We start from the raw sequence: 24,594 nt of genomic DNA, 5'->3' as shown, positions 1-24,594 counted from the left end.
ATGACTTGTCGCCGGTCGAATATGAAAAGCGGTACTTCCAACGGCTCGCGAGTGTCTAGCAAACTCGTGGCGATTCACTATGCGCTATGTTGGAAACTGAATTGTCCCAAGTGTGGCGCCCCCGGTTGCGCCGGATTCCACGTCAGGCAGGCGTCGCGGCGGTCGAATTCGCGTTGGTGTCCCTCCTGTTCTTTACCCTGCTGTTCTTCATGATTGATCTGGCTCGCGCCATCTACATGTGGAACACCCTGCTGGTGGTGAGCCGGCGAGCTGCGATTGCAGCCGCGAATACGGATGCGGCAGACGAAGCGGCAAAGGACATGGCCCGCCAAAACGCGATCTTCCGCACAAGTGCAGGAACACTTTCCTGGGGTGCTCCAGTGACCGATCAGAACGTGCGCATAGACTATTTTTCGCTTGCACGCAGCAGCGACGGTACGGAGACACTCCAAGTGATCCCGACAGCCCTTTTGCCCGCCTGCCCCACCCGCAACCGCATCAATTGCAGAGCCGATCCAAACGGTGCCAATTGCGTTCGGTTCGTTCGGGTACGCATCTGTTCCACAGGGGGCGACGAGGGGACTTGCGATCCCGTGCCATACCAGTCGCTGACCGCCCTGTATTCGTTTAGCTTCGGTCTTCCCGCGGCCACGACCGTCGTACGCGCACAGACATTGGGTTATCGGCCCGGGATGGCATCGTGTCCGTGACACTAGTCAAGGCTGAAAGATGGTCGACCTTGGCGACCTGCCGCCGGCGATTCAAGACAGGATCGTCGGGCGGCGGGACGGCCAGGAACGCCTCACCTTCAAGGCCCAGCGTCCTAATCTGTACTTGCTGGCCACCATCAACACTTGCGACGGGAATTTCCGCATTCGCTAGCACCTTGTCCCGATGGGAAAGCAATACCGGCTATCTGTCTGCCATAGCGGCGCTGCACGCCGGCAAGACAGCGGACGCGATGGCCCAGGGTCCGAGCACCCGGAACAGGTATCAAGTCATCTCAAGAACCCGCACGCCTCCTGGGGACGCGGGTTGCTTGTTGCCTGTCGCCTTGCGGGCACGATGCTCGTTGCGGGCAAGATTGAACACCGAGACGGCTTGCATCAACTGCTGCGATTTTTCAAACATTTCGGACGTCGCGGCCGCCATCTCGCCCACCATGGCCGCGTTCTGCTTGGTCGATTGATCCATATGGCTGACCGACTCGCCAACTTGCACGACGCCAAGACTTTGCTCCTGGCTGGCCGTCGATATCTCCCCGATGACGGCAGCCACCTGCCGGATACGCGACACAATATCGGTCATGGTCTTGCCCGCGTCGTCGGCAAGCGTGGCCCCTTGCTCAACGCGTTCGACGCTGCTTGAAATCAGGGACTTGATCTCCCTTGCGGCCTCGGCACTGCGCCCCGCCAGGCTGCGCACCTCGCTCGCCACCACCGCGAAACCACGCCCCTGCTCGCCGGCGCGCGCCGCCTCCACCGCCGCGTTGAGCGCCAGAATGTTGGTCTGAAAGGCAATGCCATCGATCACGCCGATGATTTCGGCGATGCGGCGCGAGCTGTCGTTGATCGCGTTCATGGTCTGGACGACCTTGTCGACGACCGCCCCGCCATGTTCCGCCACGGCGCTGGCGCTCCGGGCCAACTGATCGGCTTGACGCGCATTCTCGGCATTTTGCTGAACCGTTGAGCTGAACTCCTCCATGGACGATGCGGTCGCGACCAGGGCACCGGCCTGACGCTCCGTGCGTGTCGAGAGGTCGTGGTTGCTGACGGAGATCTGCTCCGACGCGCTCGACACGCTTTCGGCGTTTTCCCGCACGCTGAGAACGAGTCGCGCCAGCGACGCCTGCATACGCTGAACCATGGCGAGCACACTGTCGTCAATGCCGCGTCCCGCCGCGAAATTCGTCATCAGATCGCCAGCGGCGACCTTGCTCACGATGCGGCGCAACTCGGCCGGCTCCGCGCCGAGCTCGCGCCACAAACTGCGCGTGATCAGATAGCCGGCCAGCACGGCCATCAGCAGCGCGACCGCCCCCGCCATGACCAGCGCATTCCTTTGCACCACATATTGCCCCCGGGCGGCCTGGATCTGGCCTTGCTCCCTCGACGCCGTGAATTCAGCGTAAGCATCGGTTGCCTTGATGAGTGAAACCAGCAGCGGACGACACTCGTCGTTGAGTTTGCTGGTCGCCGCCTCGTGTTCGCCCTTCAGGGCCAGGTCCACGATGCCGAGCGCCACCGGCGCGTATGCCCGTTCGATCTTTGCGATCTCAGCAATCATCGCGCGCACTTGCTCAGGCACGTCGTCGGCGTTGGCCAGCGCCGTCAGCTTGGCCAGGTTTTCCGTGGCGTCCTGATGGGCTTTGGCGACGGTCCGCCGTTCCAGCTCCCGGTCGGCTTCGCGTGTGACCAGCACCAGGTTGCGCGCCGAAATCGCCCGCTGATCAATCGCGGCCCGGACCCGGGCCGCCATGGCCGCCCGCGCATTGATACCGCCGACATAATTCTCGAAGCGGGCGTTCGCCGCATACAGCATCTCGATGGACATGCCTGCGACGACCAGGACGATGCAAGCCAAGCCGCCGAAGGTCACCGCAAGTTTTGCTCGTACAGTCATATTTTTCATGATTAAGGTCCAATGGTGTTCGGTGATGTTGAAGACTGGTCAGCGAAGATCCGCATTCGTCTTGATCGGTTCATTGCGCGCCCGGCAGTGGACTGCCCAGCAAGCTGCGGGCCTGCCGATACTTGTCCAGCGCGTCCATCATGTCCGGCAGCGTGCGCATGACGTTGACGCCCCTGGGGGAGCGCGCCAGTCCGACCACCCCCGCCCCGCCCGTCCAAATCTCCACCTCGTGCGGGACCGTGCCGCGCAGCGTCATCAACAGCGGCAGGATTTGTCGTTTGGGAAAGGCCGCGCTAAACGAAACGCAGACAATATCGGCCTGGTAGTCGCCGATCGCCTGGGGAATCTCCTCCACCGGCGTCTGGGCGCCGAGCGAGATACAGCACGCGCCGCGCAGCGCCGCGAGCGCGTTCACCATCAGGATGCCGAGCGTATGCAATTCACCGGATGGCGTCGTGATAAGGATGCGCGGCCGGCCATGGGGCTTGGTGGCGAGCGATATTTCCTCGCGCACCAAGTTCTGTATCACCTCCACATACAAATGCTCGTCGCGCACGCCAATCGCGCCGCTTGCCCAGGCGTTCCCCACCTCCACGTTGAGCGCGCACATCACGTCCAGCACAAATTTCTCCGGCCCCAGTTGCCTGATCGCGTGCTGGAGCTTTGCATGCAGGGCGGCATTGTCACGGGAGCGCAGGATGGACATCAGTTCCGACACCAGCCGCGCATCGCCATGCGACGCGGCAGCGTTGTCGGTCCGGGCCGACAGCAACGATTGCAACGCCGCTTCGTCCAGCGGCACCACCTGGGCGGGACGCAGACCATCGTCAATCAAGCGCTTAATCAACTTGAGCCGCGCAGTCTGATGCGCCGCGTACGTCCGGTGGCCGCCGGGGTCGCGCTCGGGCACGGGGAAGCCATAGCGCTCCTCCCATTTGCGCAACACCTCCTTGGAGATGCCGGTCGCCGCAGAAATTGCAGCAATTGCAAGAAGTTCCTGCATTTTGTTTCCAATTCATCGAAATGTCTTAGACAAATTATCGTCCATTTTGTTCCGGACGGCAACAATTTGTTGCGCAACGCACGTCCTGATGCAAATAGGCGGTGCGGATGGGAGTACCATGTCTTACTCAAGCACGGCGCCAGCCGACGTCGCGCCACCGGGCGCGGACGGAGTGCCGTTCCCCCCTCACTTTGGACAACATGGGTCTCTGATGAATTCGACTAGCCTTGCGCAAAACAACACGGCCTCCGCGGGCTGTCAGCGATGCAAGGATGAGCAACCGCTGGGGTTTGACATTGCGTTCGCCTATCAACCGATCGTCGATCTGCGCGCCCGCGCCATCTATGCGCACGAAGCCCTGGTACGGGGGCCCAATGGCGAGTCCGCCTTTTCCGTCCTGTCCCGGGTGACGGACGCCAATCGCTATGTGTTCGACCAGGCGTGCCGTGTGCAAGCCATCCGGGGCGCGGCGGAACTGGGCATCAAGGAGCTGTTGTCGATCAATTTCTTGCCGAACGCGGTCTATCAGCCGGCGGCCTGTATTCGCAGCACCTTCGAAGCGGCGCAACGCTACCAATTTCCGATCGAACGCATCATCTTCGAAGTGACGGAAGGTGAACGGGTGCAGGACAGGCCGCACCTGGTCAACATCTTCCGCGAATACAGCCGCTTCGGTTTCCGCAATGCCATCGACGACTTCGGCGCCGGCTACGCTGGCCTGAACCTGCTTGCCGAGTATCAGCCGGACATTATCAAAATCGACATGGAGTTGGTGCGCGACATCGATACGAGCAAGCCCAAGCAGGCGATCGTCAATGGCATCGTGGCCATCTGCGCCGCGTTGGACGTGCGCGTGCTGGCCGAGGGCATCGAGACAATGGCTGAGCGCGACTTCCTGCGCGATGCCGGCATCGAGTTAATGCAAGGATATTTGTTTTGCAAGCCGGCGTTCCGGGCGATCGGCGTCATCGATCCGCAGGCCTGGGATTAAGGTCGCCGGCCCGGCGCCAGGCACACCGGAGCGGCCCGCCACCCGCGCCCGGCCGGCGCGTGCCGCGCGCCGCCGCTAGCGCCGTCCGCGCTCGGCGCGTTCGATCGCCTCCAGCGTGGTCTGCGCCTCGGCGCGCCACGGGCCGCCGAGCGCCAGCGCGCGCCCGGCCGCCGCGCGGGCCGCGCCGTAGTCGCCCAGCTCGCTCAGCACGAACGCCAGGTTGTTGAAGGCCGGCGCGCTGTCCGGATGGGCTTGCGTGGCGCGACGGAACGCGTCGGCCGCGCCGGCCCGGTCGCCCGCCGCGTAGGCCGTGTTGCCCAGCCCCAGCTGGAAGCCCAGCTCGCCCGGCCAGCGGCGGTCGGCGGCCGCGTAGCTTTGCCGCACGGCGTCGGGCTTGCCGTTGCGTTCCCAGGCCACCAGCGCGTCGAGCACAACTTGCTTGTCGCTGGTCTCGGGCAAGCGCCCCGGCGCCAGCGCCACCATGGCCCAGTAGCCGCTGCGCGCCCACGTGTGCTCGAAGGTCGACATGGCCATCACCATGTGTTCGGTGGTGCCGGAATTGAGCACGATGTCGCCCTGCGCCAGGTCGTAGCCGGTCACGACGGCGTAGTGCCAGCGGGGGAAGATCGGCAGGCTCAGGTTTTGCAGCACCAGCACCGGATGGCCGGCCTGCAATTCGGCCAGCAGCGCATCCAGGCGCGGCGCGATGGTCACGCCGAGCGCGCCGTTGCGGCGCGCGGCGGCCAGCATCTCCACCTGCAGGCTGCCTTCGCGCGCGGGCAGGTAGACCTGGGACACCAGCGCGTCTGGCTGGACGGCGACTCCGGCCGCGCCCAGCGCCATGGCCAGCGCGGCCGGGCCGCACTGGTAGCGTTCCTGGGCGAAGAAGGGCATGGCCGCCAGTTCCAGCCGCGGCGCCAAGCCCGGCGGCGCGGCCGCGCGCAGGGCCGCCGTCTGCGTGGCGCAGCCGCCCAGCAACAGGGCCGACAGCAGCAGGGCCGGCAGCAGGCGGGCCCGGCCCGCCCCGGGTGCCGCCATCAACGGTGGCGGGTGAACGGGAACACCTTGGTCAGGCCCAGGATGTCGGTCACCAGCAACAGCACGAAGATGAACACCAGCGCGCCCACGATGCCGTCGCCGCCGGCCGGCAGGCTGTCGATCTGGTGCGCCACCGACGCGACCTCGGCGTCGCTCATGGCGGCGATGCGGGCCTGGGCGTCGGCCGGGTCGATGTGGTAACGCTGCAACTCGGCCTGCACGTCGGCGCGGTTGAGGGCGGCCGCCACGCTGGCGCGCGCCTGCTCGGCGTTGGCGGCGGCCACCACTTGCGCGGTGCCCACCAGGGCGGCCTGGGCCGGCTGGGCGATGCCCACGCTGACAAAGGCGATCAATGCGGCATGGACGCACAGCTTCTTGAAGGGATGGGGCATGTTGTTCTCCTTATTTGGCAAATGATCAAGCGTAACGGAAAGCATATTTCCATGGCGCACGAATGGTATTGCGGGAGCACGTTGCGACACCGGCGCGGCGCCGGTCATCCCATTGTACGGAGCGGGCCGGTCCGTGTCGATCCGCGCGGCGGCGCCGGCGCCTGCCGTCCGGATTGATAGTGACGCAAACTTGCCACACCGATCAGGTTGTCGTTGACGATGCAATATCGACAATTTATTATCGAAAGTTCATCCCCGCAGACCGTCTGCCCCTTCCGATACGGAGTCCCCATGTCCATCCTGAAACAGCTTGCCCTGTCCACCCTGCTGCTGGGCGCAGCTTCGGCCCAGGCCGTCACCGCGAGCGGCGTGACCGGCGATTTCGGCGGCCACCACTACATCGAACTGAACGCCAGCAACTGGACCGACGCCGAGGCGACGGCCGTGTCCATGGGCGCCCACCTGGTGGCCGTCAACAGCCAGGCGGAGAACGATTTCCTGATCAGCACCTTCGGCAGCGGCCACGCGTTGTGGCTGGGCTTCCAGCGCACCGGCCCCAACCCCGGCGACTTCGCCTGGACCAACGGCGACGCCGTCACCTACACCAACTGGGCCGGCGGCGAGCCGAACAACTTGGGCGGCGAGCAATATGCCCACACCTACACCAACGGCCAGTGGAACGACCTGTCCGACAACAGCGACTACGCCGGCCCCAAATTCGGCGTGGTGGAAGCCGTGCCCGAGCCCGAAAGCTACGCCATGCTGGCGGCCGGCCTGGCCCTGCTGGGCTGGACGGCGCGCCGCAAGGGCCGCGCCGGCTAAGGTGGCGCCAGGGCGGCGCCGGCCGGCGCCACCTGCAGGATGCGGAACTCGCCCACCGCGGCCACCTGGCGGCTGCGCTGGAACAGCCGCGCCAGCGCCGGCTCGCGGCCGAAATACGCGAGGTAGTCGAAGCCGGGCGGCAAACCATAGGGCGCCGTTTCGACGATGATCAGGCGCGGCGGCCGCGCGCGCACATCCTGCGCCAGCGTGCGGCGCAGGTAGTCGCCGACGGCCGCGTCGCCCGTCTGCCAGGCGGCGGCCACCAGGCCCATGCTGGGGAAGCGGGCCGTGGCGCCGATGCCCGGCTGCGTCACCAGCGGATAGGCGACCCGCAGCGGACTGGCCAGCACCAGCACCGGCCCGCCGCCGAGCGCGTGGATGGCCGGCCCCAGCAAAGCCGGATAGGGGTTGGCGCGCTGGCCGTCGCGCGGCGCCATCAACAGCGCCAACCCGGCCAGCCCGACCGCCAGCGCCGCGGCGATGACCGGCGCCAGCGGCCGGCCGCGCCAGACGCGCCGCGCCACGGCCACGGCGCCCGCCTGCGCGAACAACAACCAGCCCAGCGCCAGCACCGGATACCAGTGGTAGCTCCAGCCCTTGTGCTGCACGATGGCCGCCACCGCGAAACCGAGCGCGGCGGCCGACAGCACCCGGCCCGGCGCGCGCGGGGCCGGCCGCAGCGCCCAGTGGCACGCCACCAGGATCAGCGCGTTCTGGCACTGCGGCACGCGCAGGAAATCGAACCAGCTGTCGGTGCCGTAATGCCAGTAGGCGCGCGAGAACAGGCGCACCATGGGCAGGTAGCCGGGCGTCAGCCACAGCACGGCCACGCCGTAGGCCGCCAGCAGCGCGGCCATCAGCGCCATGCCGGCGCCGGCGCCGGCGCGGCGCCGGCCATGGGCCAGCACCACCGCCTCCACCAGCAGCGGCACCAGCAGGAAATGCGGTTTGAGCGCGATCCCCACCGTGGCCCAGGCCGCCACGGCGAGCCGGACGCCGCGCGAGGCGCTCTCGCCCCCGGCCCGGCGCGCCGCCTCGGCCAGATAGGGCAGCGCCAGCAGCAAGGCCAGGTGTTCGCGCTGGCCGAAATCGTAGCCGGGCAGCGCCACCAGCGCATAGGCGGCCACGGCCAGCATGGCCGCGCCGGCGCCGGCGCCGCACGCGATCCGCCCGCGCCACAGGGCGGCGCTGGCGCCGAGCGCGATGCCGGCCAGCCCCGCCACCGCCAGCCGGAACACGGTGGCCGGCGCCAGCCCGGTCGCGCCCGCCAGCCAGGCGACGGGCAGGTTCAGCCACACGATCAGCGGCGGATTGACCTCCGGGTAGTCGACGTACAAGCGTGCGCCTTCGAGCACGCGGCCGGCCAGCGCCAGCAGCCAGGCCACGTCGTGGTTCATCGGCAGGCGGAATTGCGCCAGCACCCCCAGCGCCACGGCCAGCAGCGCGGCCAGCCCCAGCGCCGGCCGCGGCCAGGCGGCGGCCCCGCCACCGGCGCCGGGCGGCGCCGGCGCGCGCGCGGACTGGCCGGCGGCGCTCACAGCACGGTTTCGATGAAATAGCGGGGCCGGCGCTTGGTTTCCAGGTACATCTTGGCCACGTACTCGCCCAGCACGCCGATGCTCAGCAACTGGGTGCCGCCGAGGAAATAGATGGGGATGACGGACGAGGCCCAGCCGGGGATCTCGGTGTTGAGGAACAGCTTGCCGTACAGGACCCAGCCCACCATGGCGAAGCTGAGCACGAACACGACCAGCCCCATCAGGGCGATGGCCCGCAGCGGAGCCACGCTGAACGAGGTCACGCCGTCGGCGGCCAGCGCCAGCATGCGCGCCAGCGGATACTTGCTGGTGCCGGCGTGGCGCGCGGCGCGGTCGTAATGGACCACGGCGCTGCGCAGGCCCAGCAGCGGCAGGATGCCGCGCAGGTACAGGTTCACCTCCGCGTATTCGAGCAGGTGGTCGACGGCGCGCCGGCTCATCAGGCGGTAGTCGGCGTGGTCGTGCACCACCTCCACCCCGAGCAGACGCAGCAGCCGGTAATAGGCGCGCGCCGTGCCGCGCTTGAACGCGCTGTCGCTGCCGCGGTCGCGCCGCACGCCGTACACGATGTCGCAGCCCTGCGCGTGGTGGGCCAGCATGGCGCACATGGCCTCGGGGTCGTCCTGCAGGTCGGCGTCGATGGTCACCACGGCGTCGCCCCTGGCCACCGACAGCCCGGCCAGCAGCGCGCGCTGGTGGCCGCAGTTGCGCGACAGCTTGACCCCATGCACGCGCGCGTCGCGCGCGCGCTCGGCCTCGATCAGGGCCCAGGTGCGGTCGGCGCTGCCGTCGTCGACGAAATACACGGCGCTGTCGGCGCCGGCCTGGCCGGCCGCGCACAGCCGGTCCAGCAGGGCCAGCAGGCGGCCGGCCGCCTCGGGCAGCATCTCCTGTTCGTTATAGCAGGGCACGACGATGGCAAGCGTGACGCTCATTGGGACTCCATAGCGTTGGCGGAACGGCGAAACACGAAATGGCGCTGCACCAGGTAGGACAGCACGGCCAGCGGCGCCACGCACAGCGCGCCGGCCGCGTACGGCCCCAGCCCGGCCCGCAGCAGCACGGCGATGGCCGCCACGTTGACCGCGTACAGCACCAGCCAGCCCAGCACGTAACGGCCGAACAGCGGGCCGAACGCGCGCCCGTGCGCATGGCCGAACACCAGCGTGGCGTGGGTGCGGAAGCTGAAGCACACGCCCAGCGCCAGCGCGCCCAGGTTGGCCAGCGCGTAATGCAGGCCCAGCGCCAGCAGCAGCGCGTAGGCGCCATAGCCGAACGCCGTGTTGAGCGCGCCGGCCAGGCCGAAACGGAACCAGCGCCGCCGCCACAGCCGCGTCCACAGCGCCCGCGCCGCGCGCCACGCCGGCGAGCACGCGCTCATGTTGACCACTTTCCGCACGCGGCGCAAGGGCGGCCCGTCATGTCCGCCTCACGCGAGCAGCAGGCGGTAGAACGCGCGCCGCAGGTAGCCGTTCACGCCCGCCATCAGGCGCCCGGCCAGCGCGCCGGCCGGGCCCAGCGCGTAGCGCGGATCGGCCGCCAGCCGGTCCATGAGGCGGTGGAAGTCGCCGCTCTGGCGCCGCCCCAGCGCCACGCTCCACGCCGCGCGCGACAGGCGGAACGAGGCCAGCGGCTGCGGCAGGCAGTAGGCGTCGCCGTGGCGCAGCAGGCGGCACCAGTAGTCGAGGTCCACCACGTACGGCAGGCTGGCGTCGAACGGCCCCACGGTCCGCGCCAGCTGGCGCCGGAACAGCACGCCGCCCGGTTCGCCGATCAGGTTGGTGCCGCGGCGCAGGCAGCGCCGCACCAGCGCCGGCCCCGCCACCACGCCGCCGCGGCGCGCGCCGCCGCGCACCATCACGGCGCGCCCGTCGGCGTCGATCACGGTGCGCGCGCAATAGACCAGCGCGATCGCCTGCGCCCGGTCGCGTTCGAGCACCTCGACCTGGCGCGCCAGGCAGTCGGGCGCGATCAGGTCGTCGTGCGGCAGCAGCTTGACGTAGCGCCCGCGCGCCTCGTCCAGGCAGCGGTTCCAGTTGGCCTCGGCGCCCAGGTTGCGCGCGTTGCGCAGGTAGCGGATGCGCGGGTCGGCATAGCGGGCCACCAGCTGGTCGGTGCCGTCCCCGGAATGGTTGTCGATGATGAGCAGCTCGAAGTCGGCGTAGCGCTGCGCCAGCACCGAATCGATGGCCTGGCCCAGCAGGGCCGCGCCCCGGTAGGTGGGAATGCAGACGGAGACGGTGGGGGCGCCGCTCATGGCCGGGCGGCGCGGCGCGGTGCTGCCAACGGGGATGGATGCGTCACGGCGGGCCGCCCTTTCGGTGGGGCGCCCGGCGGCGGGAATGCCCGGGCGCGCCCTGCCATATTAACCCGCATGGGGCCGCCGGCGCAAACGCCGGCGCCGTGGTGAACTCCCGCCGCCCGCGCCGTCGTTGCGTCGCATGAAACCGTCGATCACCGTGTGGACCGGGCTTAGGGACCGGAAACGGGGGCAGGGAGTCCAGCGCCATGGTAGCGTCCGCCCGGCGCGGTGGTTTGCGCCAGATCAAGCCGGCGCCGGAAAGTCAGCGCGCGCGCGCGGCCACCACGTCGCGGTACAAGGCCGCGTAGTTGGCCGCCATGCGCTCGGCCGTGAACAGCTGCTGGTAGCGCGCGGCGGCGCGCCGGCCCATGGCGGCGGCCAGTTCCGGCTGTTCCCACAAGGTGCGCATGGCGGCCCCGAACGCGGGCGGATCGTTGGGCGGCACCACCAGCCCCGTGTCCTGGTCGATGTTGATGTAGGTGGTGCCGGTGCCGATCTCGCTCGAGATCATGGGCTTGCCGTACATGGCGCCCTCCAGCAGCGAGATGCCGAACGCCTCCGAACGCAGGTGGGACGGGAACACCATCGCGTAGCACAGCTGCAGCAGCGCCACCTTGTCCTCCTCGTCCAGCGCGCCCACGAACTGCACGTGGTGCAGGCCCAGGCGCGCGGCGTGGGCCTTCAGTTCCTGCTCGATGGGGCCGGCGCCCACGATCACCACCGGATAGTCGACGCTGGCCATGGCGTCGAGCAGGATGTGCAGGCCCTTGTAGTAGCGCAGCACGCCGACGAACAGGAAGAAGCGCTCGCCGCACAGGGCGCGCCACTTGTCGCGCACGGCCTGCGACGGCTGCGGATAGATGGCCTGGTCCAGGCCGTAGGTGATGGTGCGGGTCTTGTGCGGGTAGCGGCTCAGCACTGGCGACGAGGCCAGATAGTTGGGCGAGGTGGCCACGATGGCGTCCACGCTGCGCAGGAAGCGCTGCTTGAGCGGCGTGTACAGGCGCAGCAGGTTCTTCTGGCGCACGATGTCCGAGTGGTAGGTCACCACGCTGGGCTTGTCGATCCGGGCCAGGAAGTGGGCCAGGTCCATGAACGGCCAGGGGAAGTGGTAATGGATCACGTCGGCCTGGCGCGCCAGCCGCGCCAGCTTGCGGATGGCCGCGAACGAGAAGCCGGTGGAGGCGAGCTCGAAGTCGAGCGGCACGCGGTGCACCAGGTGGCCCTCGAACGCCAGTTCGGCCGGCTCGGGCTGGCGCGTGAGCGTCAGCACCTCGTTGCGCACGCCCAGCCGGCCGGTGCCCACGCACAGCTGGCGGATCACCTGCTCGATGCCGCCCCACGTGTCGGGGTAATAGGTCTTGTAGAAATGAAGCACGCGCATGGGGAATCGGACGCTCGCGCGTCACTGAGTAAGGATGGATTGGTAGACGGCCACCGTGCGGCGCGCCGTCTCGGCCCAGGTCAGTTGCAGCGCGCGGCGCCGGCCGGCGTCGATGCAGCGCGCCCGCGTCGCCTCGTCGCGCACGATGGCGTGCATGGCGGCCGTCCATTCCGGCACCGACAGCGGGTCCGCCTCCAGCGCCGCGCCCTGGCACGCCTCCGGCAGCGAGGTCGCGTTCGACGCCACCACCGGCACCCCGCTGGCGAACGCCTCCAGCACCGGCAAGCCGAAGCCCTCGTACAGCGAAGGGAACACGAAGGCGCCGCTGCCCGCGTACAGCTGGCGCAGCTCCGCGTGCTCGGTCACGGCCGACAGCCAGCGCACGTTCTCGCCCTGCTGGCGCGCGGCCTCGATGCGGCGCACCAGTTCCTCGCTGCGCCAGCCCGGCGCGCCGACGATGACCAGCTGGCGCGCCGCGCGCACCACGGGCGGCAGCGCCAGGTAGGCCTGCAGCAGCCGCTCGATGTTCTTGCGCGGCTGCAGGGTGCCGACGGTGAGGAAGTAGCCGGGCTGCAGGTCATGGCGCGCCAGCGTGGCCGCCACCAGGGCCGGATCGGGCGCGTCGAACCAGACCGGGTCGACGCCGTGGTACACCACGCTGATACGGCGCTCGTCCACGCCGAAGCACTCGACCAGCTCGCGCACCGAGTACTGCGAACCGGTGATCACATGGTCGGCCTTGCGGGCGGCCTTGGCCTGCAGCCAGTTCTTCAGGCCGCGCAGGCGCGGGCTGCACCACTCCGGATGGGCGATCGGCAGCGCGTCGTGCAGCGTGGCCACCACCGGGCAATCCATGCGCACGATGCGGTAGTCGGTGGCGTGGTACAGGTCCAGCGGCTGGCCGGCGGGCCCCAGGTCGCGCACGGCCAGCCGGGCGCCGGCCGGCAGGATCAGGTCGCCGATGGTGGCCAGCGTGAACGACAGCGGCAAGGCCCGCCCCACGCGCAGGCGCTCGGGCGCGCCCGGCGGCGCGAACGACAGCGGCTGCACCACGCAGCCGGCGGCCGGCAGGTTGGCCAGCAAGGCCTGGGTATAGACGCCGATGCCATCCAGGCGGCCGCCCGTCAGCTCGGGCTCCATCGTGGTGGTGGACAGGCCGATGCGCAGCGCGCTCACGCCTCGTACATCCAGCGCAGCGTGTCGGCCAGCGGCGGCGGCGCCAGCGCGCCCACCACGGCGGCCAGGCGGGCGTTGTCGCCCGTCAGCCGCTGCACCTCGTTGGCCCGCACGAAGGCCGGGTTGACATGCACGTTGATGCGGTAGCCGGCGATGTCGGCCATCATGTCGAGCGCCTCGCCCAGCGAATGGGCGCGGCCGGAGCAGATGTTGAAGGTCTGGCCGGCCGGGGCAGCCGCCAGCAGCGCGCGGTAGCTGGCCGCCACCATGCGCACGTCGGAGAAATCGCGCCACACATGCAGGTTGCCCAGCTCGATGTCGGTGGCGCGGCGGCGGAAGTGGCCGACGATCTTGGGCAGCAGGAAGTTCTCGTGCTGGCCCACGCCCGTGTAGTTGAACGGCCGGGTGATAATTAAGGGCAGCTTGTCCTGCCACAGGCGGGCCATGTATTCCATCGCCAGCTTGCTGACGGCGTAATCGTTGGCCGGCGCGGCCGGCACGTTCTCGTCGATGACGGGCACGCTGGTGTTGCCGTAGATGTTGGCGCTCGACGCCAGCAGCACGGCCGACGGCTTGTGGTCGAGCCCCGCCAGCGCTTCGAGCAGGTGGCGCGTGCCGACCACGTTGACGCGGTAGAACTGCTCGACGTCGGCATGGCCGACGAAGGCGATGCCGGCCAGGTGCGCCACCACGTCCGGGCGCACCTGCTGCACCATGGCCGCCACGGCGGCGCGGTCGGTCAAGTCGACCGGGAACAGGTGCGACGCGGCGCCGGGGGCAATCGGGTGGCCCGGCGTGCTGGTGCCGAACACCTCATAGCCGGCCGCGCGCAGCTCGCGCTCCAGGTAGCGCCCCGTGAAGCCGGCCAGGCCGGTGACCAGGGCGCGCTTGCCGGCGCCCTCCTGCGCGGGGGCCATCAGGGCCAGCGGTGCGGTCGCCATGGCGCGGACTTAGAACGAGAAGCCGGCCGCGTTGCGGCGCAGGTCGGCCTCGACCATCATCTGGCACAGCTGCTCCAGCGTGGTCTGCGGCTTCCAGCCCAGTTCCGTGACGGCCTTGGCCGGGTCGCCGATCAGCAGCTCCACCTCGGCCGGACGGTAGAATTTGGGGCTGACCTTGACCAGCACCTTGCCGGTGCGGTTGCAGTGGCCGGTCTCGTGGTCGGCCGTGCCCTGCCATTCGATGGCCACGTCGATCGCCTTGAAGGCCATGGTGACGAAATCGCGCACGGTCTCGGTGCGGTTGGTGGCCAGCACATAGGTGCCCGGCTGGTCGGCCTGCAGGATGCGCCACATGCCTTCCACGTATTCCTTGGCGTAGCCCCAGTCGCGCTTGGCGTCCAGGTTGCCCAGTTCCAGCACGTCGAGCTTGCCCAGCTTGATCTTGGCCACCGCGTCCGTGATCTTGCGGGTGACGAATTCGCGGCCGCGCAGCGGCGACTCGTGGTTGAACAGGATGCCCGAGCTGCCGAAGATGCCGTACGACTCGCGGTAGTTGATCGTCATCCAGTGCGCGTACAGCTTGGCCACGCCATACGGGCTGCGCGGGTAGAACGGCGTGTCCTCTTTCTGCGGGATGGCCTGCACCTTGCCGAACATCTCCGAGGTCGACGCCTGGTAGAAGCGGATCTTGGGGTTGACGATGCGGATCGCCTCGAGCAGGTTGACGGGGCCGATGCCGGTGATCTCGGCCGTCGTCACCGGCTGCTCGAACGACACGCCGACGAAGCTTTGCGCGGCCAGGTTGTACACCTCGTCCGGCGCCGCGTTCTGCAGCAGGCGGATGCTGGAACCGAGGTCGGTCAAGTCATATTCGACCAGCTTGAGATTGGGGTGGGCGGCGATGCCCAGTTCCTCGATGCGCCAGAAGTTGACGGAGCTGGTGCGGCGATAGGTGCCCGTGACTTCATAACCCTTCTCCAGCAGCAATTCTGCCAGATAGGCGCCGTCCTGGCCGGTAATGCCCGTGATGAGCGCTTTCTTCGTGTTTTGCATAATATTCAGATCCGATGCTGGGAATGGCGGAAGGACGTGCTACGCCCTCGAACAACCCGGTATTGTAACAGAGCGACAATGGCGCACTTCTCACCAATTATGGCGATTACAACACTTACACCTTGTTACAAAGCAATTTTTCACGCCAAAATAAACACCGGGGTCAGGTCATGCCATCAGGCAAGCCGCTCAGCGGCTTGCCTGATGGCATGACCTGACCCCGGTTTTGGAGGGGGCTGAGGCCGATCAGCTCTTACGTTCAGCCACCGCGTCCACCACGCACAGGGCCGTCATGTTGACGATGCGGCGCACCGTGGCCGACGGCGTGAGGATGTGCACCGGACGGGCGCAGCCCAGCAGGATGGGGCCGACGGCGATGCCGTTGCCGGCCGCCGTCTTGACCAGGTTGTAGGCGATGTTGGCGGCGTCGATGTTGGGCATGACCAGCAGGTTGGCGTCATGGTCGAGGTTGGAGCCGGGCATGATCTTGGCGCGCAGCTTGGAGTCGAGCGCCGTGTCGCCGTGCATCTCGCCGTCCACTTCGAGGTCGGGCGCCTGTGCCTTGATCATGGCCAGCGCGGCCCGCATCTTCTGCGCCGATTCGCTGTTGGACGAGCCGAAGTTCGAGTGCGACAGCAGCGCCGCCCGCGGCGACAGGCCGAAGCGCACCATCTCGTCGGCGGCCATGATGGTGATGGCGGCCAACTGCTCGGCGTTCGGGTTCTCGTTGACGTGGGTGTCGACCATCACCAGCTGGCGCTCGGGCAGGATCAGCACGTTCATGGCCGCGTACACCTTGGCGCCGGCCCGCTTGCCCAGCACCTGGTCGATGTACTTCAGATGCAGGTCGGTGGTGCCGAAGGTGCCGCAGATCATGCCGTCGGCGTCGCCCTTGGCGATCATCATGGAGCCGATCAGCGTGTGGCGGCGGCGCATCTCCAGCTTCGCGTATTCCTGGGTCACGCCCTTGCGCGCCGTCAGCTCGTAATACGACTTCCAGTAATCGCGGTAGCGCTCGTCGAAATCGGGGTTGATCACGTCGAAGTGCACGCCCTGCTTGATGCGCAGGCCGAACTTCTGGATCCGCGACTCGAGCACGGCCGGACGGCCCACCAGGATCGGGCGCGCCAGGCGCTCGTCGACCACCACCTGCACCGCGCGCAGGATGCGCTCCTCCTCGCCCTCGGCGTAGACGATGCGCTTGAGGTCGGCGTGCGTGTTCTTGGCCACCTGGAACAGCGGCTTCATGAAGGTGCCGCTGCGGTAGACGAATTGCTGCAGGCTGTCGGCGTAGGCCTGCAGGTCCTTGATCGGGCGCGTGGCCACGCCGGACTGCTCGGCCGCCTTGGCCACGGCCGGCGCGATCTGGATCAGCAGGCGCGGGTCGAACGGCATCGGGATCAGGTATTCGGGACCGAACGACAGGTTGCTGATGCCGTAGGTGGTGGCCACGATGTCGCTCTGCTCGGCGTGGGCCAGCTCGGCGATCGCGTGCACCACGGCGATCTCCATCTCGCGCGTGATGGTGGTGGCGCCGCAATCGAGGGCGCCGCGGAAGATGTAGGGGAAGCACAGCACGTTGTTGACCTGGTTCGGATAGTCCGAACGGCCGGTGCAGATCACGGCGTCGTCGCGCACGGCCTTCACTTCCTCCGGCAGGATCTCCGGGGTCGGGTTGGCCAGCGCCAGGATCAGCGGCTTGGCCGCCATCTGGCGCACCATGTCCGCCTTCAGCACGCCGCCGGCCGACACGCCGAGGAAGATGTCGGCGCCGGGGATCACCTCGGCCAGCGTGCGGGCCGCGGTGTCGCGCGCGAAGCGTTCCTTGTCCGGGTCCATCAGCTCGGTGCGGCCCTTGTAGACCACGCCTGCCAGGTCGGTGACGAAGATGTTCTCGAGCGGGAAGCCGAGGTCGACGATCAGGTCCAGGCAGGCCAGCGCGGCCGCGCCGGCGCCCGACACTACCAGTTTGCAATCCTTGATGTTCTTGCCCACGACCTTGATGCCGTTCAGGATGGCCGCGCCGACGATGATGGCGGTGCCGTGCTGGTCGTCGTGGAACACGGGGATCTTCATGCGGTCGCGCAGCTGGCGCTCGATGTAGAAGCACTCGGGCGCCTTGATGTCCTCCAGGTTCACGCCGCCGAAGGTCGGTTCCAGCGCGGCGATGATGTCGCACAGCTTGTCGGGGTCGGACTCGTTGATCTCGATGTCGAACACGTCGATGCCGGCGAACTTCTTGAACAGCACGCCCTTGCCCTCCATCACGGGCTTGGCGGCCAACGGGCCGATGTTACCCAGGCCCAACACGGCGGTGCCGTTGGTGATCACGGCCACCAGGTTGCCGCGCGCCGTGTATTTGTAGGCGTTGGCCGGATCGACAACGATCTCTTCGCATGGCGCCGCCACCCCGGGCGAATAGGCCAGCGCCAGGTCGCGCTGGTTGGTCAGTTGCTTGGTGGGGGTGACGCTGATTTTGCCGGGGCGCGGTATCTCGTGATACTCGAGCGCGGCAAGGCGCAGTTGTTGGCGAAGTTCCTCTTTTTGATCAGATGACGAATCCATGCTGTACTGCCTTCCTGTATGTTCGATCGGAAAGCTACCGATTCTATCAGACCCATTCTTTCAATTAAGTAGGTATTTTCACCAAGTGTTATAACCATTTTGTGGGTAAATGCCAGTTTGCAAGCAGAAATTGCATATCATTAAGTAAAAATCGCCGCCGCCGCCGGCGTCCCCGCTTCGGTACAATAGCGCCATGCTCTCCGAATTCGACCTGATCAAGCAGTATTTCAACCGCGACCGGCCCGGCCGCGCCGCACTGGGCATCGGCGACGACTGCGCGCTGCTCGCGCCCACGCCCGGCATGCAGCTGGCCATCTCGTCCGACATGCTGGTCGAGGGCCGCCACTTCTTCGCCGGCGCCGACCCGTTGCAACTGGGCCACAAATGCCTGGCCGTCAACCTGTCGGACCTGGCGGCCATGGGCGCGCGGCCCGTGGCCTGCACGCTGGCGCTGGCCTTGCCGGCGGCCGAACGCGACTGGCTGCACGGTTTCTCCAGCGGCCTGTTCGCGCTGGCCGACGCCCACGACTGCGAACTGATCGGCGGCGACACCACCAAGGGTCCGCTCAACATCTGCATCACGGTGTTCGGCGAGGTGCAGCCGGGCCACGCGCTGCGGCGCGACGCGGCCAAGGTTGGCGACGACATCTGGATCTCGGGCACGCTGGGCGACGCCCGCCTGGCGCTGGCCGGCTACCTGAACGAGGTGGCGCTCGACGAGGCCAGCCTGCGCGCGGCCGCCGTGCGCATGCACGCGCCCACGCCGCGCGTGGAGCTGGGCATGCTGCTGGCGCAACAGCGCGTGGCGCACGCGGCGATCGACATCTCCGACGGCCTGGTGGGCGACCTCGGGCACATCCTGTCCCGCTCGCGCGTGGGCGCCACGCTGGACGTGGACGCGCTGCCGGCCGGCGACGTGCTGGCCACGCGCGAGACGGCGCTGCGCCGCGCCTACACGGCCGCCGGCGGCGACGACTACGAACTGTGCTTCACGGCCCCGGCCAGCGCGCGCGCGGCCGTGCTGGCGGCGGCCGGCAGCGTGGCCACGCCCGTCACGCGGGTCGGGCGCATCGAGGCCGAACCGGGCCTGCGGCTGGTGGACGCGGCCGGCCAGGCGCTCGACCTCAAACTGTCGAGCTTCGACCACTTCACCTCTTAAAGCAGCCGTCGTTGCTCCCCCGGGGCAATTACGAATTTGCTCACAACGCCGTATGGTCCTCGTCCGGCTGCCCCACGCGGCGGCCGGTGCCGTGCATCAGCCAGTAGTGGTGGAACGCCAGCCGGATGTTGTCGCGCAGCTGGGTGTCGTCCCACGGCTTGGTGTAGAAGCGGTAGATGGCGCCGCGGTTGATCGAGTCGAGCACCGCCTCCAGCCCCGTGTAGCCGGACAGGATGATGCGTATCGTGTCCGGGTACATCTCCTTGACCTTGCTGAGGAATTCCGTGCCGCTCATGATCGGCATGCGCTGGTCGCACACGATCACCTGCACCGGGTGCAGCGCCAGCAGGTCGAAGCCTTCGGCCGGCGACACGGCCGTCAGGATCTGGTAGCCGTCGCGCCGGAACAGCCGGTGCAGCGACGACAGCACGTTGACGTCGTCGTCCACGATCAGCAGCGTCTGGGCCGGCGCGTCGTGCCCGCCCGCCTCGGGCGGCAAGCCCTTGCCCGCCTCCACCAGCGCCCCCATCTCGGCGGCCGGCAGCGGGCGGCTGAAGAAGAAACCCTGCATCTCGTCGCAGCGGTTGCGGCGCAGGTATTCGAGCTGGGGCCGGGTCTCCACCCCTTCCGCGATCACCCGCAGCTTGAGGCTGTGGGCCATGCTGATGATGGCCAGCGCGATGGCCGCGTCGTTCGGGTTGGTGGTGATGTCGCGCACGAAGGCGATGTCGATCTTGAGCTTGTCGATCGGGAAGCGCTGCAGATAGGCCAGGCTCGAATAGCCGGTGCCGAAGTCGTCGATCGCCACCTGCACCCCGAGCTCGCGCAGGCTCGACAGCACGACGATGGTGCGCTCGGCGTTCGACATCAGCGCCGTCTCCGTCAATTCCAGCTCCAGCAGCTCGGGCGGCACCTTGTGGCGTTCGAGCGCGGTGCGCACCTCCTGCTCCAGGTCGCCCTCGACGAACTGGCGGCTCGACACGTTCACGGCCACGTGCACGGCGCCGGCGCCGCTCCGGGCCCAGGCCGCGATCTGGCGGCAGGCCGTGTCGATGATCCAGGCGCCGACCCGCACGATCAGGCCCGTGTCCTCCAGCACCGGCACGAACTCGGCCGGGAACACCAGGCCGTAGCCGGGCCGCTGCCAGCGCAGCAGGGCCTCGGCGCCGCTGATCGCGCCCGTGTGCAGGTTGACCTTGGGCTGGTAGTACAGCACCAGCTCGTCGTTGTCGAGCGCGCGCCGCAGCGCCATCTCCAGGTCCAGCCGCGCCAGCACCTGCACGTTCATGCCGGCCGTGAAGAAGCGGTAGCCGTCGCGCCCGGCCTCCTTGGCCCGGCTCATGGCCGTGTCGGCGTAGTTGACCAGGGTTTCCGGGTCGGTGGCGTCGTCCGGGTACATGGCGATGCCGATGCTGGCCGTCAGCGTCGGATGGTGCTCGCCCAGCTCGAACGGCGCCCGCAGCGCCTCGCGCACCTCGTTGGCCACGTAGACGGCGTCCTGCTGGTCGCGCGTCATGGTCAGGATCAGGCCGAACTCGTCGCCGCCGAGGCGGCCCACCGTGTCGCGGATGCGCACGCATTGGACCAGCCGGTTGCTGAACTGGCGCAGCAGCTCGTCGCCCAGCGCCGCGCCCAGCGAATCGTTGATGTTCTTGAAGCGGTCGAGCGCGATGAACAGCACCACGATGCGCCATTCCTTGTCCTGCGCCAGCTCGATCGACTCGGCCAGCGTCTGGAAGAACAGGCTGCGGTTGGGCAGGCCGGTCAGGCTGTCGTAACGGGCCATGTGGCGCAAGCGTTCCTGCGCCTGGCGGCGCTCGCTGATGTCGCGCGCCACCCCCAGCAGCACGGGCGCCTGGCCCGGCGCGGCGCCCGGCTGCAACTGCCAGTAGATCTCGGCCGGCACCTTGGCCTGGTCGTGGCGCGCCAGTTCGATCTCGGCCAGCTCCGGCGCGCGCGACGCCGCCGCGCCGGCCGCGGCGCCGGCCTGGCCGTCGAGCCGCCCGGCCAGCCGCGCGGCCTGCGCGCGCAGCGCCTCGGGCGTGCCCAGCGCCAGCCGCTGCGGCGATTGCGCCAGCAGCGCGTCGCGCTCGTAGCCGAGCATGCGGCAGGCGCCGTCGTTCACGTCCAGCAGGTCCAGGCTGTGGGCGTCGAGCAGGAAGATGGCGTCGGCCGTGGCGTCCATGGCGCTGCGGAAGCGCTGCAGCTCGGCGGTGCGCTCGCGCACGGTCTGCTCGAGGCGCACGTTGTAGTCGCGCGCCTCGCGGTGCAGCAGGCGCACCTCGAGCATGTTGCGGATGCGGGTCAGCACCTCGACCGGATCGAACGGCTTGCTGACGAAGTCGCGCGCGCCGGCCTCGAGCGCGGCCAGCTTCTTGTCCGGCTCGGCCGTCACCACCAGCACCGGCAGGTAGGCCTCGGTCTCCAGCGGCTTGAGCGCCTCCATCACCTCGAAGCCGCTCATGTGCGGCATGTGCAGGTCGAGGATGATCAGGTCGTAGTGGTGCTCGGCGTGCCAGGGCGCCACCTGGGTCGGGTCGCCGGTGGCGCTGACGGCCTGGTAGCCGCTGCTCGCGAGCAGGAATTCGAGCAGCTGGATGTTGACCGGCTGGTCGTCCACGATGAGGATTTTCGCCCGCAGGATGTCGTCTTGGCTGATCATGTGCGCTCCGCCGCCTTGGCCGAGGCGCGCCGGCTGGCCAGGTGGGCCAGCGTGGCGTTGATCGCCTCGGTGAATTCGTCGATGTTGATGGGTTTGACCAGATAACGGAAAAAGCCCATCGCCAGCCCCTTCTCCACGTCGCGCGGCATGGCGTTGGCCGTCAGCGCGATCACCGGGATGTGGGCCGTGACCGGGTCGGCGCGCAGCAGTTGCAGCGCGTCGAAGCCGCTCACGCAGGGCAGGTTGATGTCCATCAGGATCAGGTCCGGCACGTGGGCCCGGGCCAGCTCGATGCCGAGGTGGCCGTCCGGCGCCGACAGCAGCCGCAGGTCGGGCCGGTAGCGCAGGATCTCCTCGACCAGCTTGAGGTTGGCCGGGTTGTCCTCCACGTACAGCAGCGTGGCCTGGCCGTCGCCGCCGGCGCCGGCCGGCGCGGCCGCCAGCGCGCGCGCCGCCGCGTCCTCCTGCGGCGGCGCCAGCGGCTGCGTGGCCGGCAGCTCGATCCAGAACATGCTGCCCACGCCGGCGCTGCTGGACACGCCGATGGCGCCGCCCATCAGTTCCACCAGGCGCTTGGTCACCACCAGGCCGATGCCGGTGCCCTCCTCGGCGCCGGCCTCCTGGCCCAGCCGGTTGAACGGCTGGAACAGCAGCGCCACCTGCTCGGGCCGCAAGCCCAGGCCCGTGTCCTGCACCGACAGGCGCAGCCGCCCGGACGCCGTCATGCTGCAATCGACCACCACGGCGCCGCCGTCGCGGTTGTACTTGATGGCGTTCGACAGCAGGTTGAGCACGGTCTGCTTGAGGCGCGTGCGGTCGGCCCGCACGGTGGTGGGGCAATGGGCCGGGAACAGCAGGCGGATGTGGCGCTGGGCCGCCAGCGGTTCCGTCATGGTGCGGCATTCCTGCAGGATGTCGTCGAGCGCGACCGGCTCCAGCGACAGCGCCACGGCGCCCGATTCGATCTTGGCCAGGTCCAGGATCTCGTTGATCAGGGTCAGCAGGTGGCGCCCGGACTTGAGGATGTGGCTGGCGAACTCCTTCTTCTGCGGCAGCGTCGACGGCAGCTTGTCGGAGGTCAGGATCTGGGCGAAGCCGAGGATGGCGTTGAGCGGCGTGCGCAGCTCGTGGCTCATCGACGACAGGAACGCCGTCTTGGCCTGGTTGGCGCTGCGCGCCTCCTCCATGGCCCGTTCCAGCTCGCCGTTGGCCGCCTCCAGCTGCAGGGTGCGCTCGTGCACGCGCTGTTCCAGTTCCGCGTTCAGCCGCATCACCTCCTGCTGCGCCTGCGTGCGCTGCCCGGCCTCGCGCGCCAGCGCGTGGTTGGACGATTCGAGCGCCTGGGTGCGCGCCTCGATCTCGCTCAGCATGCGGTTGAACGAGTCCACCAGTTGCGCCACCTCGTCGTCCGACAGCTTGCGGGCCCGGCGCGAATAGTCGCCCGTCTCCACCACCTCGCGCGCGATGGCGGCGATGTCGAGGATGGGCTGGGTGATCACGTGGTTGAGGCGGCCGATGACGAGCCAGGCGATCAGCATCGCCAGCGCCGTCACGGCGAACGCGATCACCAGGTAGTCGGCGATGCGGCCCACCATCTCGTACTCGGCGCGCAGGTAGACGGTGCCCAGCAGCTCGCCGTTGTCGACGATGCGCTTGAACAGGATCAGCTTGCCCTGCGCGAAGCGGGTCTGGTCGGCCGCCGCCGCCCGGGGCGGGAAGTCGCCCGTCTGGCCCGGCGCCACGTAGCTGGCGAACAGCTGGCCGCGCGCGTTGTAGAGCGCGGCCGCGTTGATCCTGGACCGCAGCCGCAGCAGGCCCAGGTTCTCGGCGGCCAGCCGCGCATCGTCGAACGCCAGCGCGGCCGACGTCATGTGGCCGATCAGTTCGGACTGGGTGTTCATGTCGGCCACCAGGTTGCGGTGGTAGGTGCGCAAATCGTAGGCGATGATGGTGCCCACCGACACCAGCAGCGCCACCAGCGTGGTCAGCAGCACCACCCCCAGCAGTTTCTGGCGCAGGTTGCGCGGCTGCCTCATATGGCCCCCTGCACGCGGTAGGCGGCCGACAGCATGCGCGCGCTGATCCGGATGCGCGCGGCCAGCGCCTGCTTGAGCGCCACCTCGAAGCGCAGCTTGTCGTCGGCGATGACGAAGTTGATGATGCTGCCCAGCGCGTGCGCCTCCTCGCTGTCGGACACGGTCAGCACGGCCTGGCTCTGGCAGGCCGTCAGCCAGTCCTGCAACTGGGCCCTGTCGACGGCGCCCACGAACAGCATGTGCAGGCCGGCCGGTGGCTCGCCCTTGTGCACGCGCCGCACTTGCAGCGGATGGCCGCCGGCGCTGCGGCCGGCCACCATCCGTTCCAGCCGGTCGGCCAGCGCGTCGGCGCCGGCCACGCCGATCAGCAGCGGACTGTCGGGCCGGGCGAAGCTGCCCTCGGGCCACTCGACGAAACTGGCGAATTTATACAGGTAGGCGGCCTTGACTTCGCGCTCGAGCGCGCCCGCCTGCGCCAGCGTGGCGCGCGGCGCGCACAGCGCGGCGCCGGCGGCCGCCAGCAGCAGGCGCCGGCGCGGCCGCGCGGGCGCGCCGGCGCGCGCGGGCGGGGTCGTTCCAGTGTCGAAACCGTTCAACGACGTCATAGCTGGGTTGCCAGATGAGATGCGGTATGGACGCGCCGCCCACCTGCGCGGTGGCTGCCGTCGGCCGGGTCGGCGCGACGCGCGCGGCTTGCAAATGAATAGTCTCGCGGCGCGCGCCCACGGGCGCGGGCGAGCGCGGTGCGTCTCCGAGTGTACGCATTTTCATTGGATTTGGGGAGCTTTTTTCGTAACATTGCCGTTTCAGCAGGATGGCTGATTTAAGCCGGCGCGCCGCTGGCATGGACCGCGGCGCCATGGTAAAGTGAATTCAGGCCGTGACGAGGAGACCGTCC

The 24,594-nt window shown here is 68.6% G+C and carries 21 protein-coding genes; 5 read left to right on the top strand and 16 right to left on the bottom strand.

What is annotated here, in order from left to right; all coding sequences use genetic code 11:
* Positions 1 to 86 precede the first annotated feature (86 nt).
* Together AC1RQG_RS14610 and AC1RQG_RS14605 are read left to right on the top strand one after the other, a co-directional pair.
* Positions 87 to 710 carry a TadE/TadG family type IV pilus assembly protein gene (locus AC1RQG_RS14610; protein ID WP_493132520.1) on the top strand — a complete coding sequence of 208 codons (624 nt, stop codon included), beginning with the start codon at positions 87 to 89 and terminating at the stop codon, positions 708 to 710.
* Positions 711 to 729: 19 nt separating this feature from the next.
* On the top strand, positions 730 to 882 hold the full coding sequence (locus tag AC1RQG_RS14605; RefSeq protein WP_493132518.1) for a hypothetical protein: 153 nt from the start codon (positions 730 to 732) through the stop codon (positions 880 to 882).
* Positions 883 to 993: 111 nt separating this feature from the next.
* Here AC1RQG_RS14605 and AC1RQG_RS14600 read toward each other — a convergent pair whose 3' ends face one another.
* Both AC1RQG_RS14600 and AC1RQG_RS14595 read right to left on the bottom strand, forming a co-directional pair.
* The gene (locus AC1RQG_RS14600; RefSeq protein WP_493132516.1) at positions 994 to 2,634 is read right to left on the bottom strand and encodes a methyl-accepting chemotaxis protein; all 1,641 of its coding nucleotides are present in this window, start codon (positions 2,632 to 2,634) and stop codon (positions 994 to 996) included.
* A gap of 70 nt (positions 2,635 to 2,704) precedes the next feature.
* Positions 2,705 to 3,637: a MerR family transcriptional regulator gene (locus AC1RQG_RS14595; protein WP_493132514.1), complete on the bottom strand. Its 933-nt coding sequence runs from the start codon at positions 3,635 to 3,637 to the stop codon at positions 2,705 to 2,707.
* 211 nt (positions 3,638 to 3,848) lie between these two features.
* Here AC1RQG_RS14595 and AC1RQG_RS14590 point away from each other — a divergent pair, with 211 nt between their 5' ends.
* Entirely contained in the window at positions 3,849 to 4,628 is a 780-nt protein-coding gene (locus tag AC1RQG_RS14590; RefSeq protein ID WP_493132512.1) for an EAL domain-containing protein, read from the top strand.
* A 75-nt stretch (positions 4,629 to 4,703) separates the two neighbouring features.
* Here AC1RQG_RS14590 and AC1RQG_RS14585 read toward each other — a convergent pair whose 3' ends face one another.
* A complete protein-coding gene (locus AC1RQG_RS14585; protein ID WP_493132510.1) occupies positions 4,704 to 5,666 on the bottom strand; it encodes a PA2778 family cysteine peptidase in 963 nt (320 codons plus the stop codon).
* Complete coding sequence (locus tag AC1RQG_RS14580; RefSeq protein WP_493132509.1) at positions 5,666 to 6,058, bottom strand: PA2779 family protein; 393 nt, start codon at positions 6,056 to 6,058, stop codon at positions 5,666 to 5,668. Before AC1RQG_RS14580 ends, AC1RQG_RS14585 begins: the two co-directional genes overlap by 1 nt.
* Positions 6,059 to 6,349: 291 nt before the next feature.
* Here AC1RQG_RS14580 and AC1RQG_RS14575 point away from each other — a divergent pair, with 291 nt between their 5' ends.
* Positions 6,350 to 6,880, top strand: coding sequence for a C-type lectin domain-containing protein (locus AC1RQG_RS14575; RefSeq protein ID WP_493132507.1), 531 nt, complete (start codon positions 6,350 to 6,352; stop codon positions 6,878 to 6,880).
* Here AC1RQG_RS14575 and AC1RQG_RS14570 read toward each other — a convergent pair.
* The 9 genes from AC1RQG_RS14570 to AC1RQG_RS14530 form a co-directional block, all read right to left on the bottom strand.
* Positions 6,877 to 8,418 (bottom strand): hypothetical protein, encoded by a 1,542-nt coding sequence (locus AC1RQG_RS14570; protein ID WP_493132505.1) that lies wholly within the window; start codon positions 8,416 to 8,418, stop codon positions 6,877 to 6,879. The two genes, AC1RQG_RS14575 and AC1RQG_RS14570, sit on opposite strands and share 4 nt — an antisense overlap.
* Positions 8,415 to 9,353: a glycosyltransferase family 2 protein gene (locus AC1RQG_RS14565; protein WP_493132503.1), complete on the bottom strand. Its 939-nt coding sequence runs from the start codon at positions 9,351 to 9,353 to the stop codon at positions 8,415 to 8,417. The genes AC1RQG_RS14570 and AC1RQG_RS14565 overlap by 4 nt, the downstream gene beginning before the upstream one ends.
* Positions 9,350 to 9,799, bottom strand: coding sequence for a GtrA family protein (locus AC1RQG_RS14560; protein ID WP_493132501.1), 450 nt, complete (start codon positions 9,797 to 9,799; stop codon positions 9,350 to 9,352). The genes AC1RQG_RS14565 and AC1RQG_RS14560 overlap by 4 nt, the downstream gene beginning before the upstream one ends.
* Before the next feature lie 48 nt (positions 9,800 to 9,847).
* Positions 9,848 to 10,675, bottom strand: a complete 828-nt coding sequence (locus AC1RQG_RS14555) for a glycosyltransferase family 2 protein (protein WP_493132499.1) — start codon at positions 10,673 to 10,675, stop codon at positions 9,848 to 9,850.
* Positions 10,676 to 10,982: 307 nt separating this feature from the next.
* Positions 10,983 to 12,104: a glycosyltransferase family 4 protein gene (locus AC1RQG_RS14550; RefSeq protein WP_493132497.1), complete on the bottom strand. Its 1,122-nt coding sequence runs from the start codon at positions 12,102 to 12,104 to the stop codon at positions 10,983 to 10,985.
* A 21-nt stretch (positions 12,105 to 12,125) separates the two neighbouring features.
* Positions 12,126 to 13,280, bottom strand: a complete 1,155-nt coding sequence (locus AC1RQG_RS14545; protein ID WP_493132495.1) for a glycosyltransferase family 4 protein — start codon at positions 13,278 to 13,280, stop codon at positions 12,126 to 12,128.
* Positions 13,277 to 14,197 carry an NAD-dependent epimerase/dehydratase family protein gene (locus AC1RQG_RS14540; RefSeq protein WP_493132544.1) on the bottom strand — a complete coding sequence of 307 codons (921 nt, stop codon included), beginning with the start codon at positions 14,195 to 14,197 and terminating at the stop codon, positions 13,277 to 13,279. The genes AC1RQG_RS14545 and AC1RQG_RS14540 overlap by 4 nt, the downstream gene beginning before the upstream one ends.
* Positions 14,198 to 14,230: 33 nt before the next feature.
* A complete protein-coding gene (gmd, locus tag AC1RQG_RS14535; RefSeq protein ID WP_493132493.1) occupies positions 14,231 to 15,274 on the bottom strand; it encodes a GDP-mannose 4,6-dehydratase in 1,044 nt (347 codons plus the stop codon).
* Positions 15,275 to 15,520: 246 nt separating this feature from the next.
* Positions 15,521 to 17,839, bottom strand: coding sequence for an NADP-dependent malic enzyme (locus AC1RQG_RS14530; RefSeq protein WP_493132491.1), 2,319 nt, complete (start codon positions 17,837 to 17,839; stop codon positions 15,521 to 15,523).
* A gap of 193 nt (positions 17,840 to 18,032) precedes the next feature.
* Between AC1RQG_RS14530 and thiL the strand changes: the two genes are divergently transcribed.
* The gene (gene thiL / locus AC1RQG_RS14525; RefSeq protein WP_493132489.1) at positions 18,033 to 18,998 is read left to right on the top strand and encodes a thiamine-phosphate kinase; all 966 of its coding nucleotides are present in this window, start codon (positions 18,033 to 18,035) and stop codon (positions 18,996 to 18,998) included.
* Between the two features lie 40 nt (positions 18,999 to 19,038).
* Here the strand turns inward: thiL and AC1RQG_RS14520 are convergent, their stop codons facing one another.
* The 3 genes from AC1RQG_RS14520 to AC1RQG_RS14510 are packed head-to-tail and all read right to left on the bottom strand — an operon-like array spanning position 19,039 to position 24,301.
* The gene (locus AC1RQG_RS14520; protein WP_493132487.1) at positions 19,039 to 21,660 is read right to left on the bottom strand and encodes an EAL domain-containing protein; all 2,622 of its coding nucleotides are present in this window, start codon (positions 21,658 to 21,660) and stop codon (positions 19,039 to 19,041) included.
* Positions 21,657 to 23,696: a sensor histidine kinase, YfiR-like protein-associated gene (locus tag AC1RQG_RS14515; RefSeq protein WP_493132485.1), complete on the bottom strand. Its 2,040-nt coding sequence runs from the start codon at positions 23,694 to 23,696 to the stop codon at positions 21,657 to 21,659. Before AC1RQG_RS14515 ends, AC1RQG_RS14520 begins: the two co-directional genes overlap by 4 nt.
* A complete protein-coding gene (locus tag AC1RQG_RS14510; protein WP_493132483.1) occupies positions 23,693 to 24,301 on the bottom strand; it encodes a TOL_0243 family YfiR-like periplasmic protein in 609 nt (202 codons plus the stop codon). Before AC1RQG_RS14510 ends, AC1RQG_RS14515 begins: the two co-directional genes overlap by 4 nt.
* Positions 24,302 to 24,594 lie beyond the last annotated feature (293 nt).

The organism is Rugamonas sp. GW822-FHT03B10, assembly GCF_058801745.1.
This window is presented reverse-complemented; position numbering and strand designations above follow the sequence as displayed.

Bases quoted from the DNA above. Each gene is read 5' to 3' on its own strand.
- AC1RQG_RS14515 (WP_493132485.1), bottom strand. From the start codon at position 23,696: ATGAGGCAGCCGCGCAACCTGCGCCAGAAACTGCTGGGGGTGGTGCTG.
- AC1RQG_RS14605 (WP_493132518.1), top strand. From the start codon at position 730: ATGGTCGACCTTGGCGACCTGCCGCCGGCGATTCAAGACAGGATCGTC.
- AC1RQG_RS14550 (WP_493132497.1), bottom strand. From the start codon at position 12,104: ATGCGCGTGCTTCATTTCTACAAGACCTATTACCCCGACACGTGGGGC.
- AC1RQG_RS14595 (WP_493132514.1), bottom strand. From the start codon at position 3,637: ATGCAGGAACTTCTTGCAATTGCTGCAATTTCTGCGGCGACCGGCATC.
- AC1RQG_RS14585 (WP_493132510.1), bottom strand. From the start codon at position 5,666: ATGGCGGCACCCGGGGCGGGCCGGGCCCGCCTGCTGCCGGCCCTGCTG.
- AC1RQG_RS14610 (WP_493132520.1), top strand. From the start codon at position 87: ATGTTGGAAACTGAATTGTCCCAAGTGTGGCGCCCCCGGTTGCGCCGG.
- AC1RQG_RS14530 (WP_493132491.1), bottom strand. From the start codon at position 17,839: ATGGATTCGTCATCTGATCAAAAAGAGGAACTTCGCCAACAACTGCGC.
- gmd (WP_493132493.1), bottom strand. From the start codon at position 15,274: ATGCAAAACACGAAGAAAGCGCTCATCACGGGCATTACCGGCCAGGAC.
- AC1RQG_RS14555 (WP_493132499.1), bottom strand. From the start codon at position 10,675: ATGAGCGGCGCCCCCACCGTCTCCGTCTGCATTCCCACCTACCGGGGC.
- AC1RQG_RS14575 (WP_493132507.1), top strand. From the start codon at position 6,350: ATGTCCATCCTGAAACAGCTTGCCCTGTCCACCCTGCTGCTGGGCGCA.
- thiL (WP_493132489.1), top strand. From the start codon at position 18,033: ATGCTCTCCGAATTCGACCTGATCAAGCAGTATTTCAACCGCGACCGG.
- AC1RQG_RS14540 (WP_493132544.1), bottom strand. From the start codon at position 14,197: ATGGCCCCCGCGCAGGAGGGCGCCGGCAAGCGCGCCCTGGTCACCGGC.
- AC1RQG_RS14580 (WP_493132509.1), bottom strand. From the start codon at position 6,058: ATGCCCCATCCCTTCAAGAAGCTGTGCGTCCATGCCGCATTGATCGCC.
- AC1RQG_RS14590 (WP_493132512.1), top strand. From the start codon at position 3,849: ATGAATTCGACTAGCCTTGCGCAAAACAACACGGCCTCCGCGGGCTGT.
- AC1RQG_RS14565 (WP_493132503.1), bottom strand. From the start codon at position 9,353: ATGAGCGTCACGCTTGCCATCGTCGTGCCCTGCTATAACGAACAGGAG.
- AC1RQG_RS14560 (WP_493132501.1), bottom strand. From the start codon at position 9,799: ATGAGCGCGTGCTCGCCGGCGTGGCGCGCGGCGCGGGCGCTGTGGACG.
- AC1RQG_RS14600 (WP_493132516.1), bottom strand. From the start codon at position 2,634: ATGAAAAATATGACTGTACGAGCAAAACTTGCGGTGACCTTCGGCGGC.
- AC1RQG_RS14520 (WP_493132487.1), bottom strand. From the start codon at position 21,660: ATGATCAGCCAAGACGACATCCTGCGGGCGAAAATCCTCATCGTGGAC.
- AC1RQG_RS14510 (WP_493132483.1), bottom strand. From the start codon at position 24,301: ATGACGTCGTTGAACGGTTTCGACACTGGAACGACCCCGCCCGCGCGC.